Consider the following 18,942-nt stretch of genomic DNA (forward strand, 5'->3'; position numbering starts at 1 on the left):
ATAACTAAATTTTCTCGACACTAGTGCATCGCTTCCAAAAATGAAGAAACTAGATTGTAACTGTTTAGATAAAAGTATACTGGTAAAAATAAATGACAAATAATAAACTTCTCATACAAAGAGTTGGATTAGTTGGTGTTACAAATCTTCTCTTAGGTTTAAGCACTATAATATTGCTTCCAATTCTGACGAAAAATATATCTATTGCAGATTACGGTATATGGGCTCAGATTAGTGTTACTATTTCTATATTGCCTGGTATTACGATGCTAGGATTACCATTCACTATGACACGGTTTATACCTTCCGCTCAGACAAGAGAGGAAATCCAGGAGATGTTTTATTCTATACTAGTTATCATTTCAATAAGTAGCGGATTAGCATGCTCATTGATCTATCTCTTTTCAAAAAGTATAGCTTTAACTCTATTTGATGGTAATATTACTATTGTAGAAATTGTATCGTTGATCGCATTTATTGAGTGTTTGAATATTACATTAAACAGCTATTTCAGAGCAACACAACAAATAAAAAAGTATTCAGTATTTACCTTCATGCAAACAGTGTTGTATTTGTTCTTTGTTATTATCTTTGTACTTGCAGGAAAAGGCATCTTAGGTGCTACAATCGGACTCCTAATAAGAAGCCTCATTTTATTTTTGATAATGGCATACTTTGTTTTTAACGATATTGGGATTAAACTTCCTAAGTTCACAAATTTGAAAGAATTAGCGAGTTATGGAATCCCTACAATCCCAATAAACTTCTCAAGATGGATTGTGGAATCAAGTGATCGTTATGTAATAGCTATGTTTTTGGGCACAACAGCTGTTGGATACTATACACCAGGTTATTCTCTTGGTAATATTATATACATGCTTATAGCTCCTATTTCATTTATACTTCCTTCTACTTTATCAAAATACTATGATGAAAAGAATATAACAGAAATCAAAAAGATACTAGACAATTCTTTAAAGTATTTTCTTGCAATTGGTATACCATCTGTATTTGGCCTTTCACTATTATCCAAGCCTATATTGTCGATATTATCAACACAAGAAATTGCTTCAAACGGATATTTAATAACTCCATTTACGGCAGTTAGCGCACTTTTTTTTGGAATAATCTCTATCTTTAATCAAGTACTCCTGCTTGAAAAGAAAACAAAGATTACAGGAAAAGTAGTAAGTTTGTGTGCAGCGTTAAATTTTGGATTAAATTTTTTATTGATTCCATATATTGGAATAATAGGCGCAGCAATTACCACCCTTCTTGCATACGCAGTTAATTTGATGTTTATAATATACTATTCTTCTAAATATTTAAAGTTAAAAAATAATCTTCCTCTTATGATAAAATCGATAATATCCTCGTTAATAATGTCTCTGATAATTATTGATGCTAATCCAAATGGATTGTCGCATTTAATACTTCTAATAGCAACATGTACTGTAGTTTATTTTTTAATCCTATTTCTTTTGGGGGGAGTTGATAAAGAAGAAATTGTATTTTTTAAAGAATTTGTAAAGCATTGATGATATCTCTAGGCGTAATTATAACTATTGAACAGGAGTGATAATTATGTTTGAAAGTTTAATCAAGCGTCAAAAAATCCAAAAAACCCTTCAAAAAAATATATGGGCCAAAACTTCCGAATTAGAAGAATTACAACTGCAAAAATTTAGAGTGATATTAAATCATGCATATCAGAATGTACCATATTACCACCGACTTTTTAGATCTGCTGGATTGAAACCTGAAGATATTAAAAGTTACAAAGACATATCTAAAATTCCAATCACTACAAGAAAGGACTTGAGAGATCCAAAAAATGATGTCATTGCAAACAATATAAAATTGAAAAATTGTATGAAATGTAAAACAAGTGGGTCTACGGGAGTTCCTTTGGAATTAACCTGTACTGTAGAAGATGGACTTTATGCTTGGGCAAGTTACGAAAGAGTCCGGAGGGTAAATGGATATAATCCATCGCACGACAAATTTCTAATTCTTAAGAGTGCCAAACAAAAAAGTAATAATGAAAAATATGCCGTAAAATATATAAAAAAACTTCATGGAAAACTGAGTGACCAAAATACATCTTTAATATATTTAACCGAGCCTATACATAATCAGATTGAATTATTAAAAACGATAAATCCCGACGTAATATGGGGATATCCATCCGCTATAAAAGTATTGGCAAAAGAGGTAAAAGAAAGAAGTATAGAAAAAATATCTCCCCGACTAGTCTTTACAGCCTCCGAAGTACTTACGGAAGAATGTCGTAATTATATAACTTCAGTTTTTAACAGTGAAATCTATGATGTTTACGGGGCTTGGGAAACAGGCTGTATGGCATGGGAATGCAGTAAACATAGTGGCTATCACATAAACATGGATACTGTACTTTTAGAGTTTATAGATGAAAGTGGAGAAAGTGTTTGTGAAGGAGAAAGAGGTAAAGTAATCGCTACGAATTTAAATGCATTTGGAATGCCTAGAATAAGGTATGAAGTTGGGGATATTGCTATTCCATTAAAAGAAGAATGCTCATGTGGGATGGGGGGATATTTGATGAAAAGCGTGGAAGGAAGGGAAGACGATTTCATAAAATTACCAAACAATCAGATTGTTTCTCCGAGAATTGTAACGGTAACAATTAAAAATGTCCCCGGCGTATCTGAGTTTCAAGCCATTCAAGAGAAAAAAGATACAATTTTAGTCAATATTGTAAAAGAACAGGATTTTGATGAATCCACAATTCACAAAGAATTGGCACGTGCACTTCATAAAGTATTAGGGAATGAACTAAATATCGAATCTCAAATTGTAGAAGATATAATAGGAGATAAATCAGGAAAACTGCGAGCTGTGGTTTCAAGGATTTAATATAGAACTCAAAATTATATATGTTGCACTATATTTAGAAAGTAACTCTAGATTGCCCATTAGAAATAGCGAATAACCTAAGCCTATATTTTAAAAAATCATATAATAAACAGTACTTCACCAACTGGATTAGAAAATTATCTATCCCCCTTACGATTTCAAACATTTAACCGAACAGTATTTTGAAATCGTAATGAAACTAACTGATTTCTCGATCCAGTTGGTGAAGTACTGAATAAAGGCGAGACGGATAAAACTGTTTTTTGGAGTATTATATGATTTATGCAATATATTCTATAAAACCTGTTTAAAGTAAATTTCCACAGAAGCATTTGATAAATATATAAAATATTCCCCAGGAGCATTATAAATTGAGATCCAATGTTATTGAAAAGATTGTTGACAGTGACTTGTGCATAGGGTGCGGAACATGTACAGGTGTATGCCCGCAAAAAGCTCTTGGTATTCAATTCAATAATTATGGAGAGTATACGCCAGTTCAAGAACAAAATTGTTTAAATGAATGTGGTTTATGCCTAAAAGTATGTCCATTTAGTGATGGAAATGAAAATGAAACAGATATTGGGACAAAACTCTATGGTAACATAGATGGAATAAATTATTTGTTTGAAACGGGATATTATTTGGACTCTTATGTAGGTTACGCCCCTAATTTCAGACAGAGCAGCTCCTCTGGAGGAATAGTAACATGGATTCTAACAACATTACTAAAAAATAATGTTGTAGATTATGTTATTTGTGTTAGTCCGCAACATAACCCAGACCAGTTGTTTAAATTTGAAACTTTTAGTGATGTAATTTCTGTTTTAAAATCCTCTGGATCGGTATATTACCCTGTTGAAATGTCAGAAGTAATACACAAAGTTCTAAAAGTCCCAGGCCGCTATGCTGTTTCTGGTTTACCCTGCTTTATAAAAGCTATCAGGCTAGCTACCCAGAAAAACAGAAAGCTAAGAGAAAGGATTGTTTTCACAATAGGTCTCGTTTGTGGCCAAATGAAAAGCAAAAACTATACAAAATATATCGCAGCGATAGCAGGCAATGATGGCTTTAAAAAAATTCAAAGTGTTTATTATAGAGGAAAAAGTCCTGAAAAACCCGCGAGTAATTATTATTATCAATTCACCGATGAACATGGATCACAAAATAAGATATTCTGGAATGAAGGAGTATCTGAAGCATGGGTAAACAGATGGTTTACCCCTAATGCGTGCAATTATTGTGATGATGTGTTTGCGGAACTTGCAGATGTTACATTTATGGATGCTTGGCTTCCAGAATATTCTAAAGACAGCAGAGGCACAAATATAGTGCTTGTGAGATCACCTAAAGTTCTGAATATTATCCAGGAAGGAATAGAAAAAGCGGAAATTAATGTCAGTAAAATTTCAGTTGAAAAAGTGATACAGAGCCAGGCGGGAGTAATCGAACTTAAAAGGAAACAGCTTTCTTATCGTTTGTACCTGGCAGAGCAAAAAGGACTAAAAACTCCTGAAAAAAGAGTGAATGCAAGTAAGGATATAGGAATTCTGAAAAGAAGAGAAATTAAGCTCAAAGCAAAAATGCAAGAAGAAAGCAAACAGCTTTTTTTGGGATGTTATAAGGATCACGCGCTTGACATAAAAACTTTCAGAGCTGGGATGAACCCATACATCAACCAGATCCGGCAGCTTAGATTGCTTGGGAAATTTGCGCTCCCAATCCGGTTAATTAAAAAAATAAGCAAAGTAGAGGGGAAGAAAAATGAGTGAAAACCCAACTTTTATTCTGGCAGGAAATGGCCCATATGATAACCGAGGCTGTGAAGCGATTGTAAGGGGAACCGCGAAGATACTAAGGCATTACTATAAGGACCCTTCATTTTTGTGTGTAAGCTTTTTCCAAAATCAGGAGCAATTCGAAAAACAACGTAGAGAAGAATTTGACCCGGCAATTGTACATAAGAAAGCCAATAAACGCCAGAGTAAGTTTGACCCAAATTGGCTTCTTAGGTTACCATTCAGAAGACTTTATCCAGAATTGTATAAAAACTGGATGTATAAAGAAATGATCCCATACATCGAAAATTCAAACTCAGTATTATCTGTTGGTGGAGATAATTACTCTTTAGATTATGGTATTCCCAGATTATTTACATATTTAGACGATGTTGTTTTGGAACGCAAAAAACCATTAATTATCTGGGGTGCATCTGTAGGACCTTTTGAAAAAATACCTGAATATGAAAAATATATAAAAAAACACCTTCAGAATGTAACAGGAATTTTTGCAAGAGAGCCAGCCACGATAGAATATCTGGATAAAATTGGAATAACAGATAATGTGTATAAAGTTGCAGATCCAGCATTTTTAATGGATCCAACAGAACCTCAATCCAATAAAAAGATAGAAATTGAAGAGGATTCCATTGGAATAAATCTAAGTTCCTTGATGGCAAGATATCTCAGCAATGGAAATATGGAATTATGGATTAACAAAGCATCCACTATTGTAGAAGAAATTGCAAAAAGAACTGACAATAAAATATATTTAATTCCACATGTAACTTTACCAGATTCAAATGATTATTTGTTTTTAAAAGAAGTCAAGGAAAGGATAAAAACTTCAGAAGAGAAAATAATTTTACTTCCGCCAACATATAATGCTTCAGAAACAAAGTGGATAATTAGCAAGATGAAACTTTTTGCGGGGGCAAGGACTCACTCAACAATTGCTGCCCTTTCGTCTTATGTTCCAACATTAAGTTTTGCCTACAGTATTAAAGCAAAAGGAATTAATAGGGATATATTCGGGCATGAAGATTATTGTTTGAATCCTGAAAAACTAAATCCGGAAATTGTGGCTGAAAAAATCGAATCAATGCTGGAGAAAGGGAACGAAATTAGAGCCGAATTGAAGGCAGTTATCCCAAAGATTGAAAATGAAGCTCTTTTAGCTGGTAAAACTCTTATGAAAATTACAGGGTAATTTTGCTGCATGACAAAAATTAAAAAAGGGAGCATAAAAAATGCCGCTTATCTCAGTAGTTATTCCCCTATACAACAAAGAACCTTACATAGACCGAGCGATAAACTCTGTTCTCAACCAGACCTTCCAAGAATTTGAGGTGATAATAGTAGATGACGGCTCAACAGACAAAAGTGCCGGCGTTGTTAAAAGTTTTCTAGACTGTAGAGTTAGATTAATCCAGCAAGAAAATGCAGGAGTTTCCGCAGCAAGGAATAAAGGAATTGAAGAGGCGAAATCAGATATAATTGCGTTTTTGGACGCAGATGATGAATGGATGCCTACTTTTCTTGAAACAATAATAAATTTAAGACAAAAGTATCCAAAAGCAGGAATATATGCCACCGCGTACTCATGGTTTGATTCAAATAAAGTTATAACTCCTAAACACCATGGAATTCCTTCTGCTTCTTGGGAAGGAATAATAGAGAACTATTTCTCTATTGTTTCAAAAAGAAGCCTCCCTGTTTCTGCATCTTCAGTTGCAATCCCCAAAAAAATACTTTTTGAGATTGGGATGTTTCAGCCAGGATTGTGGAAAGGTGAAGATCAAGATGTATGGGGAAAAATCGCTCTAAAATATCACATTGCATATAGTTCTACTGTTGGATCGATATATTATCTAGATGCCACTAATAGATCTTGTGGTAGAAAAAGATTAGCTCAAGAAATTCCTTTCATAGAAATAGCGAGATTACAAATAATAAATAGAAATGTCAACCAAGAACAAATAAAAGATTTAAAATTGTACGTTGGAAACCTTGAATTTGAATTTGCAATACATAATGTATTATCGGGGAATTATAATCAATCCATGATGCTATTTAGAAAATGCGAGTTTAAATATGTCATGCCTAATTTTCTTTGGCATGCTAAACGATTTATGCAAAAACATTATAAAAGATTTAGAGAAACTCCAAGTTGTACACGTTTACGCAGATGAGTAATAATATTATAACCTTACTTCCGCTTTTTTAGGCGCATAAATTCAATTTTTCCATAATATCTTTTTGCTTCCTTGTGAGGTCTGTAACTATTGACTCTCCATTTTCCAGCTCTATCTTCTTGATTTTTTCAAGTTCCATGAGTAAACTCTCTACTGTATAGTCCTTGATAATCTCTGTTTCCTTCATTAGATCCTAACTTTGACAGATTTCTATAACTCAGACAGTGCAAAGTTACAAGAAACGCCTTGCTGAGATGCAATCTAATTTGAAAAAATGAAAATTCATAACTAACATAGAAGTCTGCATAAAATTTTAAATTGTATCTACAATTTTGATAGTATCCACTAATTCTCAGACTTGGCTTTCAAAGATGCATGATTTTCCGATCTCTTATGGCTTTGTTTGTGTATTACTAAGAAAAGAATAATCCTATCAATAACGTTTTTACAGATATAACAAGTATTTCCTGAAATCAGTTTTCGGAAATGTTTGATTTTTCAGCACCTTATTACTCATTTTTGTTGACCTCACAAATGATCAGTCATTGATTCAGGTGTTTTGTTACAAAGTTGCCATGTTCATAAATATTGTAGCTAAGCGGATCTTTATGAGCAAATAAATATATATGATCGATAGTAATTTCCTCAAAGGAGTGTTGTTTTATGGGAATTGCATTATTAGCTTAGGCTATACATTTATAAATATATATTGGGCAAAAACAGTTGCAGTAGGGTTTTTAAAGTTATTTGAATAACTAGGTAATACAAATTCTACTTTTGAATGTTGCTTCTTGCTACTGATTTTGGAAGCGAATAGAGGCAAAAATCGCGTTTCTTTGAAAGCTGAGTCTAAATCTTTTATTTTTCTTCGCACATATCGATATTCTACAGACGCATAGAACATCAGTAGCGATCATTCGTTTATTTGTCCATACTTCTCCTTTAAAGCCAAATACAATTTTAGCCATTGATGTGTTGTAATATACTGAGCCATTGAACTCTATATAAAATTACCTTAGGACTAAACAAATGCCTTTGCTTCACCAGTATTATAGACGCAGCTAAAATTATTATATAATGTTGTTTCAAAGTCGTGCCCAAGAATTATATCTACCGAAGAGCAAGTTAATGGTCTTGTTAAACTTGTTTTCCGCCAGATAATCAGTTTATCGTTCATGAGATTCCAGTTAATTTCTCCTTTCGCGTTTGATGGGTAGACAGCCAGCTTGTGTTGGTCTCTATATAGATAAGTCCCAAAAGGTCGACCTTTAGTTTGCCCATCTGCAACAATTACATTATTATATGATTCATTTACGTGTGTAAACAAAGCCATCTCAGAATCTGTCCAGACTAATCGCTGGATTACATCCTCTCCATATACTGGAGAATCTAAATTCGTTTCGTTGTTTGTAATCATAAAAAATGAAGCAACAAACAAAATTATAAAAATAAAAGATATTTGCTTCTTAGGATTTTTAATAAAAGATATAGTTATGAAAAAGCCAATAGAGATAAATAATACAAAAATAACATAAATAAATGCAGGCCATCGATCTGGAATAATATTTTCCAGTCCAAATATAGGGAAAATATATCTAATAGTATATAATATAAGAGCTGTAAAGAGCAATGATATTTTTGCAGGCGAAAAATGAGACTTTGAGATTGTGTAGAAGCTTCCTATAATGCCAAAAAAAGTGTATATCAGAAAACCAAAAGTAAGTAATAGCATCCCATAACGTTCAATAATATTGGAAGAGATAGATAAATCTAAGAATTCTACTTCAGCTAATAATGAATTCGAAAGCCTAATAACTATTAGATCAAAAAAAGAATATTCTTGATCCATCCAATGGAAAATTAATGTAACAACCATAACAAGACAAAGCGTTAAGCTTGATAATTTTTCACCGACTTTTAAATTAAACATTTTTTGACTGATTAAAGATGACAGGTATAAACATATAACTGTAATCAATGCTATAAATGCGGAAATAGTATGTGTCCATATAATAGTAAAGATAAAAAAAACTAATAATAATTGATACTTTATTTTATTGTTTCCGTTTGTCGAATGGCTTTTTATTATCAAATAAATTATAATTGAATAGATTGCAAGCCCAAAACTCATTGCAATGACTATGATAGTCCAGCGAATGTGGAAGCTTGCAAAGCTTATTAACAGTACTGAAAATAATGCGATGTTTGAATTGTTACATACCTCTTTTACAAAAAGGTATGTAAACGGTGTGCTCAGTATAAGAATTATTCCAATCATATAAAAGGAAAATCTTGCATCAAGATTGACAATCAGAGAAAAAATAACTGAAAACAGATGTGATATTGGATAGTTCAGATAATACTCCGATACCTTTGTAGTATTAACTAAATGATTAAAATGCAAAAAATCTTTAATATATTCAAAATGTGCCCAAGGATCAGATCCTACTGGATAAGAAGAAATAAAAAAACTGCTTGCACTTAATACTAAAGAGATTAAAAAAACTTTTATAAATATATTGAATATATCAATTTTCGTAGGCTTATTGGAGTATATTGAAAGTATACCAATTAACGATATACATACGGAAACAAATACAAAAAATAGAAGAGATCTGTGGTAGATAGGAGATTCTACATAACTTATCAAAGCAAGACTAAAAAAGCACCAGTAAAGAATTTTGATAGATTTTAAGATACTATCACTTAATGTGACATCCAAGTTTAAATTATTAGAAAGGATAATTCCCCTGAACCTTAAATAAAGAATACATGTAATACCGATTAATGGACTCAACAAAAAAAGTTCATTACTTACGTATTTTAAGTTGATAATCGTCATAAAGACGCCGAATATACATCCAAGGAAGGCGAATATACCATCTATTGTAAAGAGGTCTTTTTTAGTGACACCTTTACCTAATACAATACAAATTAATAATGTAATTATTATTAAGAAAGGAGTAAAATCATGAAATGAACTCATATATAGCAGCTCCAAATAGAAAATCTGATCATGGATTCTAGTGTTGCGTCAATCCTCAAGGATTGAATGATTCCAAACAGCTGTAATTGATTTTATACGACAGTTTACTGCTGATGCGACACTAGTCTAAAACTGAGATACGGGATAATTCTACAGAATACTAAAATAACCTCTCAACCAATATATTCGAACTGCGCAAGTATATCAAAAAATACATTACATAAATATTAACGTAAAGTGACTCTGTTCCAAAATCTAGTGATTTTTAATTTTACATTCATCACTGGATTTTGGTACTGAGTCCGTAAAGTAGTATTTCAATATTAATTATACTAATTTTAGATAAACATCCTCAATAACTCTTTTACATATGTTAGCCCAATTAAACTGTCTCGAATAACTAATTATCAATTCACGATCCCATTCTTTATCAAGAGCGTAAAGTATTTTTTGAGAGAGATCTTTTGAGTCTCTAGGTTTTACAAGCAAGCCGTAGTCTTCTGAAGTTATTATTTCGGGAATGCCCCCGACAGTTGTTCCAACAAAAGGCTTTCCAAAGTTTAAAGTTTCAAACATTACTATTGGAGAGCCCTCTGCTAAACTAGGTAAGACAAAAATATCACAAGCATTGAACCAAAACTTGATCATTTCATCTGGAATAAATCCTATAAATTTGATGTGGTTGTCTAAATTTAAATCACTCACTTTTAACTCAAGTGAGGGTTTTACAGAGCCATTACCGCCAATTATACAGCAAACATCCTCTCGTTCGTTACAAACTATAGACATAGCCTCAATTAAATAGGAATAACCTTTTCTTTCTTCAAGGTTACCAACGCTGAATAAAATTTTCGTATTTTCTGGTAGATTAAGCCTTTTTCTACTGGCCATTTTAGTTTCTTCTAAAGAACTTACATCTGCAGCGTTAGGAACTATAAATATACTCTTGTGTTCACTAGTTACTTCACTAATAATTTCTTTCCAATAGCTTGAAAGAACAATAATGGAATCACATGAATTTAGAGTATGCTTAATAAGTGCAAATCGGATACAGTTTGAGTTACTTAAAAAACTGTCAAAATCTGGAGCATGAATATGTAACACAACTGGACGGCGAGAAAATGCTTTTAAGAAAAAAATATACACCGAGTTTTCAATAAATGAAAATTTAGAAGAAGTATGTATGTGTGTAATATCATAACTATGTTTTATACTAAAAGATATGATTTTAAGAATATTAAACAATATTGAATAAATTTTAAAGCATAAGGCCTTTATAGACATCGATTTTATAATAGAAATAGTGATAAATAATGTTCTATAGTTATAAATATTTTTAACATTATAGGTAAAATCACGAATATAGGAAGCAATCCCTCCCACACTAGGAGGTTGTGGCCCGATTATAAGAATTCTTATTTTCTTCGGCATGGTATCAAGACCTATTAGTTTTGTAAATTACTATTATTCGGGATCAAAAATTATCCAAAATTCGCTTTACATTTGAGGTTACTTGCGTCTTTACCTTCTTACTATTACTAAGGTCAAGCTTAGTTCTCTCCTTTGTACCATTAAGGGTATTATCTACAATTTCATCAACATCTCTAGAATGTAAAACCTTATCTTTATCTACGAAATATTGATCAACTGAAAGCAATTTAGAGCTCGGAAAGAAAGAAACCGAGGTAGTACCCATGCAGGCTGCTTCCCTTGCAAGCGTCCAGAACCTGTTAAAACTGCGTCTGCGTAATAACAAAGGTCAAGTGAATAATTTGAAAGGTAATCTTCTTTTAATAGAGTGCTATCTGAATCAAAGAAGAAACTATTTTTATCCTTTGTCAGAGTGTACTGATACACAGATTCGTAGATACCAGAGTTATCTGACAAATTCAAACCCAAAATATTTATTGCAAATTCATAATCACTGATTCTCAAGTCACCTTTTCTTTTCAGCATCAGCTTATTATGCACATGAATAGGAATTAATCTACTGTTATAAAATCCAAAATGTATAACTTCTAAAATTGGTTTGCGGAATAACCGCTTAAAACCATAAGCAAGATAATCAATAGAAACCATTGAAAATCACATTTCGTTTAAGATCCGACAGACTGAAGTCATTACTTCTTTTTTGACTATCCCACAACGGCCAATATCCCTAATTGAAGTCACCACTTCTTTTTTGACGGTTCCACGTCGGCGAATATCCCTGAGTTTAGAATTCTTAGACCTATTTAAGACATGATCTATGATTTCATCTACGTCTCTTGAATGAAGGACTTTCCCCTCATCTACAAAATACTGATCAACTGAAAGTAATTTAGAGCTTGGGAAGAAAGAAACCGAAGTCGTGCCCATGCAGGCTGCTTCCCTTGCAAGCGTCCCAGAACCTGTTAAAACGGCATCTGCATAGTAACAGAGATCGAGTCCATTCAATGCCCTTTCGGGTTTATAAAATTTGCATCCTTTCGCATAACTTAGATCCCCTTTTTCCCTCGGGAGATAGATAACATTGATATTTTCTTTTTCAAAGGCTTTCAAAAGATCATGAACAATGCTTTTATTTTCTTTGACATAAAAGGATGCTAATGCTTCTGGGCGCACCACCACAAAATTTTCAAAAGGCACCTTATTCAGGAAATTCGGATCGGGCTTATAATCTGCAATATAAATATCTTCTTTACACCCATCATAAGTTATCAACTTATTATCATCAAATATTTTACAAAAATTCTCAAAACATACCTGAGGAATAATAACGTAATCAGCAATGCTTTTTACTTTCGACTCCAAATCTTGAACAAATAATTTTTTCTGCGAAAATTTCAAGTCATTATCGCAAAATAAAATGGATGTTTTTCGGCGTATTTTTGAAACCGCTTCTGAAATTGGATTTTCAAAAGATATAGATACATCAAATGCGGGTGCAGAAACCGCGAGATTCAATGTTCTAGATACAGCGTATAAAGTCTTCTTTAAAGGATGAGGGTGGTCAGCTCCTATCACTCTACCATCTATTCCAAAAGATTTGCACAGCTCAACAGTTTCGGCTCGATCTCTTATCGTAATAATTACCTTATGATCTGATAATCCTCTCAGTATCGAGTTAAAAAAAAGTGCATGAGATGGATTTATGATGTCAATCCAGATGTTAGTCATTTTCCCACCGCATCGGATGAATAATTCTCATGCATAAGATTTTGGGATTTGACCGATGAATCAGACAAACAACTATAATCATCCAAAACATCGTTTATTGTAGAAAATTCAAATTCGTTTAACAATGCCTCAAATTTAGAGAGAGATGAATTAATTCCATAGTAAGCCACAAATCTGGAAAATAGAGGCAATTTAAACCTGGGAGTATTTGGATATGTTTCCCAGGGATGGATATAAATTATCACTGGCCTCTTTTTATTTACATGCCTGATCCCTAACTTAAGAAACCAAAGTGGAAAGATACGAAGATAGAAACCCCCTGCAATAGGAATATTTATACCAATTTTTAAAACCGTCATTGGGAATTCAATGATTTTACCTTTAGAGTCATATTTCGTAATATCCTCTTTACAAGGTTTGTAAATATTTACAGGTGCCTTGGGTTCACCATATAACATTGTTTTGATAGGGAATATGCTGGAATCATATTTGAATCCGTATTTTTCCAGAATTTCAAAAGCCCACTTAGTAGAATTATCTATTGAGAAGCTGGGTGCACGAAAGCCAACTGGTTTTTCACCAGTAATTGATTCCAGAAGATCAACTGATCTTTTAATTTCGTCCTCAAACGCGTCTTTTCCCAATTCCTTGAGAGTTTTATGCGAATAACAATGTGATTGAATTTCATGTCCTTTATCATGGATTTTCTTTATTAACTCAGGATTTCTTTTAGCATAAGTACCAAGGACAGCAAAAGTTGCACTTACATTATATTTTTCTAACAAATCAATAATCGGCTTTACGGCTTCAAGATCTTGATCTACTTTTTCAGATGGGAGATATTTTGTAAGAAACTCATTAGAGTACCAATGCTCAAGATCTATAACCAGTGCATTTTTCATTGTAAATACCCCTAACATAATTAATTTTTTACTATTGCATCTATGCCCTTGATATGTAGCAGACTATCTTGGATAGCGTTGTATATTGCTTCGTACACTAATTCGACTCCAAAAAAATGAGTAAAAATATTAACTTTTTATAGACTCCCTGAGTATGCCTGCAATCGAATGCAGCATAATCCCCGTAAACACCATAAACGTCCCGACTAAAGTTAGCAAAATCATCAGAATAGTTGGCCCGAAATGCAAATTCCCACCAAGATAAAAGGTCTGCAGAAAACTGAGGCCCATGTATAACCCAGATGTTCCAAGAACAAATCCGGGAATTGTAAAATAATACAGAGGCCTGTTAAACTCCATATCTGTTAGAATTTTTAAAAGAACCATCAATCCATGCCTTATTGGATTCTCCGTCGAACGGCCCACATCGTACCTTACTCCTATCTCCACCTCTTTGATCCTTAACCCCGCCTTTCCTGCATCTGATAGCATTTCGCTTTCTATTGCCATGCCTTTTGAGTTGAAGCGGAAGATGTCTTTGGTGTGCCCAGCAAAGGCGCGAAAACCGCTCTGGGAATCGGTTACCTGGATGCCGGAGTTCATGTTCGTAGCTTTGTCCAGGATGGTCTGACCTACGCGTCGGTAGGAAGGAGTGTTTTTTCTGTTTCCGTTGAGGTAGCGGCTGCCGTTTACCATGTCTGCAACGTCCTCCAGGATAGGAGATACGAGTTTTGGAATGTCTGAAGGGTTGTGCTGGCCGTCCGAGTCCATAGTTACAATGACGTCGGAGCCTTCAGCGGCTTCAAAACCGGTCTTGAGGGCCATGCCTTTTCCACTGTTGAGGGAGTGCACAATCACTTCGGCACCGACTTTCTCCGCGATCTCGGCTGTGCGGTCAGAGCTGCCATCATCTACCACGATCACCCTGTCGGCATACTGTCTCGCCAGCAGGACAACGCTTCCTATGGATATTTCCTCATTGAAGGCTGGAAGGATCACGGTTATTTTCTGGGGGACCGTTTCCCTTGCGAAGGAAGTATCCTCCTGCGTGATGCATTGGGAACTCTTGCTCAGAAGCAGTTCGCTATTCACTTTCGATTCCTCTATTGGAAAAAAGGAATCATTGGACGAGATACTATATGTGAACGTCTAACCCCCCCTTCTAAATTTATTCTCTTTTTGTAATTATAGACTGTTTATTCATATATTGCTGAACAATCAATGACAGGCAGCAGGAAAATCAAACAATTCCGAATCTAAACCTCTTCGTTAAAATTCTTGAAAGTAACAACTACACCTCAGATACATTTCCCAATTTTTCCCCCTCAAAAAGGAGCCCTTGTGACCCCACACAACTTCTTATCAGTTGTTTTATCAATAATATATCTCAAAAGGTATTCGTTATTTAATATACTAATCTATATAATGGATTAGGAAATTAAAAGTAGGACTATAAGTATTTGAACTGATATAGAAAAAGCAAGAGCAATAAGGTTATTTAACGAAGCTTATGAACAGGGAGCTTTGTTTTCATAATGAAGACCATCTCTTACCTTGAAATAAGTAGCATCGATAAGCAAGTAAGGAATTTCATGTTCAATTCGCTTTGAGAGAAATTCTTCAACCTTTTCATCCAGTTCTTTGGTAATTCTGGAAACAGAAGAAGCTGAGATTTCACCTACTCCTAAAGCAGTCATGATCTTTTCCACCCTTTGGGTGGAAACTCCCTGCAGGTAAGATTCCGCTACGGCGGCTAAGATGGCCTTTTCAACTCTCGAATACTTATCAAACACCTGAGTTTCAAAGGGAAACTCATGGAATTGAGGTTTTAACAATTCGAGTTTCCCATGCTTGGTCAGGAGAATTCGAGGTTTGTAGCCGTTTCTACTGGCTTTACGTGAATCTGTCCTCTCATAACGTTGTGCACCAGCTTGGAGGAGGGCTTCCTCCTCCATTACGAGGTTTAAAAACCAGGTAATTAACTGGCGAATTCCATCTTCCTGATCGACAAGATAATCTTTTATGAGTGGGAATAAATTAACCATTGACTCTGCATCCTCTTTTTTGTGGTGAAAGGAAAAGGATACAGAGTCAATCATATTTTACAGAACTTTCGCTACACTGCCGAGGATATTTATGAAGTGCAAAATTTTGCGCTGAAATTTTTATGATGGCTGACCATTAGCTACTTTTACGACTCCATCTATGGAAAAGTGAAAATGCTCATTGGAAAAAGAATGAATGTAGAAGATATATCATATGCAACGGGTATAAGTAGGGGAGTCGTAGAACAATATCGGGAATTGCATAAATCTGAAAACAACATCAATAGCGATGAAAATTGATAAATTAATCTGTGCTGATGAATAAACTTTAAATATAGGCTAAATCTGGCATATGTCAGGATGGTAAATTCTTACATTTTAATGTCTGCCTGCCGATACAGGCTATATGCAATGGTGATTATAGGTTCTAAACACATATTCCTCCGTAATTTTATACTATTATCACACCAAATAAATATCGTATTTTACGCCGGTAGACAAAACACTATCAGTCAAAATATGGCTTTTTGTTGTTGGTTTTGTCTCTTTTTAACTGGGAAATTATTTTCCATCTTTACAAAACAGCGAAGAGCCAAAAATAATAAAAAGAAAACCAGAGGGGGTCTGTTATGCGATTCCTCAATAGAATTTCTGGGATTAAATTTGTAGGATTGTTAGCCATTATTATTTTAGTTGTTTCTACTCTGGGATGTACGAGTTCAGACTCGGATAAGAACAATTCAAGCTCCAGTCCAAATGCAAAGGTGATACCTCCAACACCTGAAGCAAATATTACGTTTGTTACTACTGATTCATCATTTTCACCAATTATCACAGTTACGGGTAATCCTAAAATTCAATGGGTATTTGGTGACGGTTCAACATCTGATTCTCCGTCTCCTTCTGTAAATTTTGGTTCAAAGGGAACAAGAGCAAACACTTTGGTAGTAACTCCATGGAGTGCAGTAACTAAAATCAATATAGGTTATGATGGTTCAGATGGTGGAGTAACTCCAGGTTCCAGTACAATAGAAAATGTAAAAAAACAGAATGTAATAGCTGTTACTGGTTTAGAAAATGTTGCGCCATACCTCCAGGTATGGGCTTCGAGTTATAATCCAATAACTGCGCTGGATTTCAATAACTTCACGGCACTGCATACGATTGAGTGTTTTTATTGTACATCACTGGCTACCATCAGACTCCGTAACGTTCCATCTCTGACCAGGCTTTGTCTTGAAAATTGCAACATTTCTTATCTTGATCTCTCAGAAGCTCCTTCTCTGGCTGATCTTCGTGGAGCATCTCAGAGAAGTTCAACATATACAATAAATTGGGGTACTACAGGAGCTCAGATATGGCATATATGTGTTAGAGATAACCCGCAGATGACCAGCACCTTCCCGGTCAATCAGTTTCCACTTCTCAAAGACTTTTATATATGGAACGGTAATCAAAGCGGTGCTCTGCACCTGACTTCAACACATTTGAAAAGCGTTCTATCAGCCAATAATCATTATAATGCTGCTAATTTTTCTGGTTGTTTCCCTGCTGGTATAAAAGGTACTGTGAATATTTATAATAATGACCTCACAAGTTTAGATATTTCCAATGATCCTGGTTTGATTAATTTAAATGCTAGTAACAATTTATTAAATCAAACAGCAGTAGACGGGGTACTCCAAACACTGGATTCTTATAATACTAATGGTGGGTCTTTAGATTTAACTGGAAATGCTGCACCATCAACTACAGGAATAGCTCATGCAAATAATTTAACTGCCAGGGGATGGAAGGTTCAAAGTTCATTCCAAATTCGAGATTCAGAAAAGCAATTTTGAGTTTTGGGATCAGCTCAATTCTTTCTGATTTACCTTTATTGGTCTTTCTTTTTTCTTTTTCTTCTGACTCCTTTTATTTACTGGAATATTGGACTTTATCTTCTTCTTCTTCTATTGTATTTTCGGATTTCAGCTGTATCTTATACCCTCTAAATCTACTAAAACGCTTAATTTTACTCCTGTTACTCTCTTGTAGCCACATAATCGATGTTTTCCCTTTTTTATCGGAACGTCTATTAACTTCCTTATGCTTGGAGGCCTTTCTGTATGCGGTTTATGTGGGGGAAGATAAGGGTCTATGGATTTCCATAGAACGCCATCAATTTCAAAAATTGACATTCAGTTAAATTTATAATTCTAACATAATATCAGTTTCAGGATCGTCTCTATAATATATCTTCTTGTCGCACAATTTGCTGGTTGATATTTAACCTTCAAAAACTCTTACTAATTTGTTTTCTAAGCTTACATCATATCGGAGCAAAATGTACGCAGAGTCGAACATGAAAATCAGAATACGAGTATGTGAGTATCTTGAAAATATCAATTTCTTACTGATAGACTAACCTTTCCCAGGAGAGGGAAAAATTAATGAGAATTGAGTGCAAGGTAAACAACACATATCTGAAATTACTCAAATGAAATTTTTCCCTTCTTCTGGAGTGTCCATCTTGAAAGTAAAAAAAGCAGTTATCCCTGCAGCAGGTCTCGGAACCCGTTTCCTGCCTGCCACCAAGTCCATGCCAAAGGAAATGCTCCCGATCATCGATACGCCCGTCATCCAGTATGTCGTGGAGGAGGCCATAGCCTCAGGGATCGAGGACATAATTATCATCACGGGAAGAGGCAAGAGGGCCATTGAAGACTACTTCGACGATTCTCCTGAACTGGAGATGCACCTTGCGAAAAAACACCAGACCGACATGCTGAAGCTGGTGAGGAACATCTCCTCCCTTGTGGATATCCACTACATCCGCCAGAAAGAGCCAAATGGCCTGGGAGATGCGGTTCTAAGGGCAGAAAACCATATCGGAGATGAGCCTTTTGCAGTGCTTCTCGGAGACGATATCATAGTCAACGACAAACCCTGCACTGCCCAGCTTATCGAGAACTTTGAAAAATACGGCAGGTCAACCATCGC

At 34.6% G+C, this 18,942-nt stretch carries 18 protein-coding genes and 1 pseudogene; 9 read left to right on the plus strand and 10 right to left on the minus strand.

All coding sequences use genetic code 11. The annotated features are described in order from the left end of the window. The first annotated feature begins 92 nt into the window (after positions 1 to 92). From EO92_RS10720 to EO92_RS10740, 5 genes are all read left to right on the plus strand, one after another. Positions 93 to 1,538, plus strand: a complete 1,446-nt coding sequence (locus tag EO92_RS10720) for a flippase (RefSeq protein ID WP_048171510.1) — start codon at positions 93 to 95, stop codon at positions 1,536 to 1,538. A gap of 46 nt (positions 1,539 to 1,584) precedes the next feature. Continuing rightward, a complete protein-coding gene (locus EO92_RS10725; protein ID WP_048171512.1) occupies positions 1,585 to 2,895 on the plus strand; it encodes a phenylacetate--CoA ligase family protein in 1,311 nt (436 codons plus the stop codon). Between the two features lie 371 nt (positions 2,896 to 3,266). Then, on the plus strand, positions 3,267 to 4,667 hold the full coding sequence (locus EO92_RS10730) for a Coenzyme F420 hydrogenase/dehydrogenase, beta subunit C-terminal domain (protein WP_048171514.1): 1,401 nt from the start codon (positions 3,267 to 3,269) through the stop codon (positions 4,665 to 4,667). After that, the gene (locus EO92_RS10735; protein ID WP_048161761.1) at positions 4,660 to 5,883 is read left to right on the plus strand and encodes a polysaccharide pyruvyl transferase family protein; all 1,224 of its coding nucleotides are present in this window, start codon (positions 4,660 to 4,662) and stop codon (positions 5,881 to 5,883) included. Before EO92_RS10730 ends, EO92_RS10735 begins: the two co-directional genes overlap by 8 nt. Positions 5,884 to 5,923: 40 nt before the next feature. Continuing rightward, on the plus strand, positions 5,924 to 6,865 hold the full coding sequence (locus tag EO92_RS10740) for a glycosyltransferase family 2 protein (protein WP_052734336.1): 942 nt from the start codon (positions 5,924 to 5,926) through the stop codon (positions 6,863 to 6,865). A gap of 31 nt (positions 6,866 to 6,896) precedes the next feature. On the opposite strand, the gene EO92_RS17790 is transcribed toward EO92_RS10740, so the two are convergent. From EO92_RS17790 to EO92_RS10775, 8 genes are all read right to left on the minus strand, one after another. Further along, positions 6,897 to 7,055 (minus strand): hypothetical protein, encoded by a 159-nt coding sequence (locus EO92_RS17790; protein WP_156161256.1) that lies wholly within the window; start codon positions 7,053 to 7,055, stop codon positions 6,897 to 6,899. 834 nt (positions 7,056 to 7,889) lie between these two features. Further along, positions 7,890 to 8,798 carry a hypothetical protein gene (locus tag EO92_RS18590; RefSeq protein ID WP_162198690.1) on the minus strand — a complete coding sequence of 303 codons (909 nt, stop codon included), beginning with the start codon at positions 8,796 to 8,798 and terminating at the stop codon, positions 7,890 to 7,892. A gap of 1,383 nt (positions 8,799 to 10,181) precedes the next feature. Further along, on the minus strand, positions 10,182 to 11,237 hold the full coding sequence (locus EO92_RS16720) for a glycosyltransferase family 4 protein (RefSeq protein WP_162197469.1): 1,056 nt from the start codon (positions 11,235 to 11,237) through the stop codon (positions 10,182 to 10,184). Positions 11,238 to 11,328: 91 nt separating this feature from the next. Continuing rightward, positions 11,329 to 11,550: a DUF354 domain-containing protein gene (locus tag EO92_RS18975; protein WP_048161756.1), complete on the minus strand. Its 222-nt coding sequence runs from the start codon at positions 11,548 to 11,550 to the stop codon at positions 11,329 to 11,331. Further along, positions 11,484 to 11,933: a hypothetical protein gene (locus EO92_RS17795; RefSeq protein ID WP_200896767.1), complete on the minus strand. Its 450-nt coding sequence runs from the start codon at positions 11,931 to 11,933 to the stop codon at positions 11,484 to 11,486. The genes EO92_RS18975 and EO92_RS17795 overlap by 67 nt, the downstream gene beginning before the upstream one ends. A 6-nt stretch (positions 11,934 to 11,939) precedes the next feature. After that, positions 11,940 to 13,013, minus strand: coding sequence for a DUF354 domain-containing protein (locus EO92_RS10765; protein WP_048161754.1), 1,074 nt, complete (start codon positions 13,011 to 13,013; stop codon positions 11,940 to 11,942). After that, positions 13,010 to 13,915 carry a polysaccharide deacetylase family protein gene (locus tag EO92_RS10770; RefSeq protein WP_082108041.1) on the minus strand — a complete coding sequence of 302 codons (906 nt, stop codon included), beginning with the start codon at positions 13,913 to 13,915 and terminating at the stop codon, positions 13,010 to 13,012. Before EO92_RS10770 ends, EO92_RS10765 begins: the two co-directional genes overlap by 4 nt. A gap of 129 nt (positions 13,916 to 14,044) precedes the next feature. Continuing rightward, a complete protein-coding gene (locus tag EO92_RS10775) occupies positions 14,045 to 15,007 on the minus strand; it encodes a glycosyltransferase family 2 protein (RefSeq protein ID WP_082107596.1) in 963 nt (320 codons plus the stop codon). 396 nt (positions 15,008 to 15,403) lie between these two features. Between EO92_RS10775 and EO92_RS18980 the strand changes: the two genes are divergently transcribed. Next, positions 15,404 to 15,451, plus strand: a complete 48-nt coding sequence (locus EO92_RS18980) for a hypothetical protein (protein WP_369793146.1) — start codon at positions 15,404 to 15,406, stop codon at positions 15,449 to 15,451. Here the strand turns inward: EO92_RS18980 and EO92_RS10780 are convergent. After that, positions 15,436 to 16,010, minus strand: a pseudogene (locus EO92_RS10780) (transposase); the annotation flags it as partial. The gene EO92_RS18980 and the pseudogene EO92_RS10780 overlap by 16 nt on opposite strands. 118 nt (positions 16,011 to 16,128) lie before the next feature. Here EO92_RS10780 and EO92_RS17190 point away from each other — a divergent pair. Further along, positions 16,129 to 16,260 (plus strand): hypothetical protein, encoded by a 132-nt coding sequence (locus EO92_RS17190; RefSeq protein WP_255350344.1) that lies wholly within the window; start codon positions 16,129 to 16,131, stop codon positions 16,258 to 16,260. A 329-nt stretch (positions 16,261 to 16,589) separates the two neighbouring features. Continuing rightward, entirely contained in the window at positions 16,590 to 17,801 is a 1,212-nt protein-coding gene (locus tag EO92_RS10785) for a hypothetical protein (RefSeq protein ID WP_048171516.1), read from the plus strand. Positions 17,802 to 17,930: 129 nt separating this feature from the next. On the opposite strand, the gene EO92_RS17805 is transcribed toward EO92_RS10785, so the two are convergent. Continuing rightward, positions 17,931 to 18,140 (minus strand): hypothetical protein, encoded by a 210-nt coding sequence (locus tag EO92_RS17805; protein ID WP_156161327.1) that lies wholly within the window; start codon positions 18,138 to 18,140, stop codon positions 17,931 to 17,933. Between the two features lie 299 nt (positions 18,141 to 18,439). Between EO92_RS17805 and EO92_RS10790 the strand changes: the two genes are divergently transcribed. After that, a partial coding sequence (locus tag EO92_RS10790) for a sugar phosphate nucleotidyltransferase (protein ID WP_048171526.1) occupies positions 18,440 to 18,942 on the plus strand: 503 nt, incomplete at its 3' end.

The sequence above is a fragment of the Methanosarcina sp. 2.H.A.1B.4 genome, assembly GCF_000979385.1.
Lineage (GTDB): Archaea > Halobacteriota > Methanosarcinia > Methanosarcinales > Methanosarcinaceae > Methanosarcina.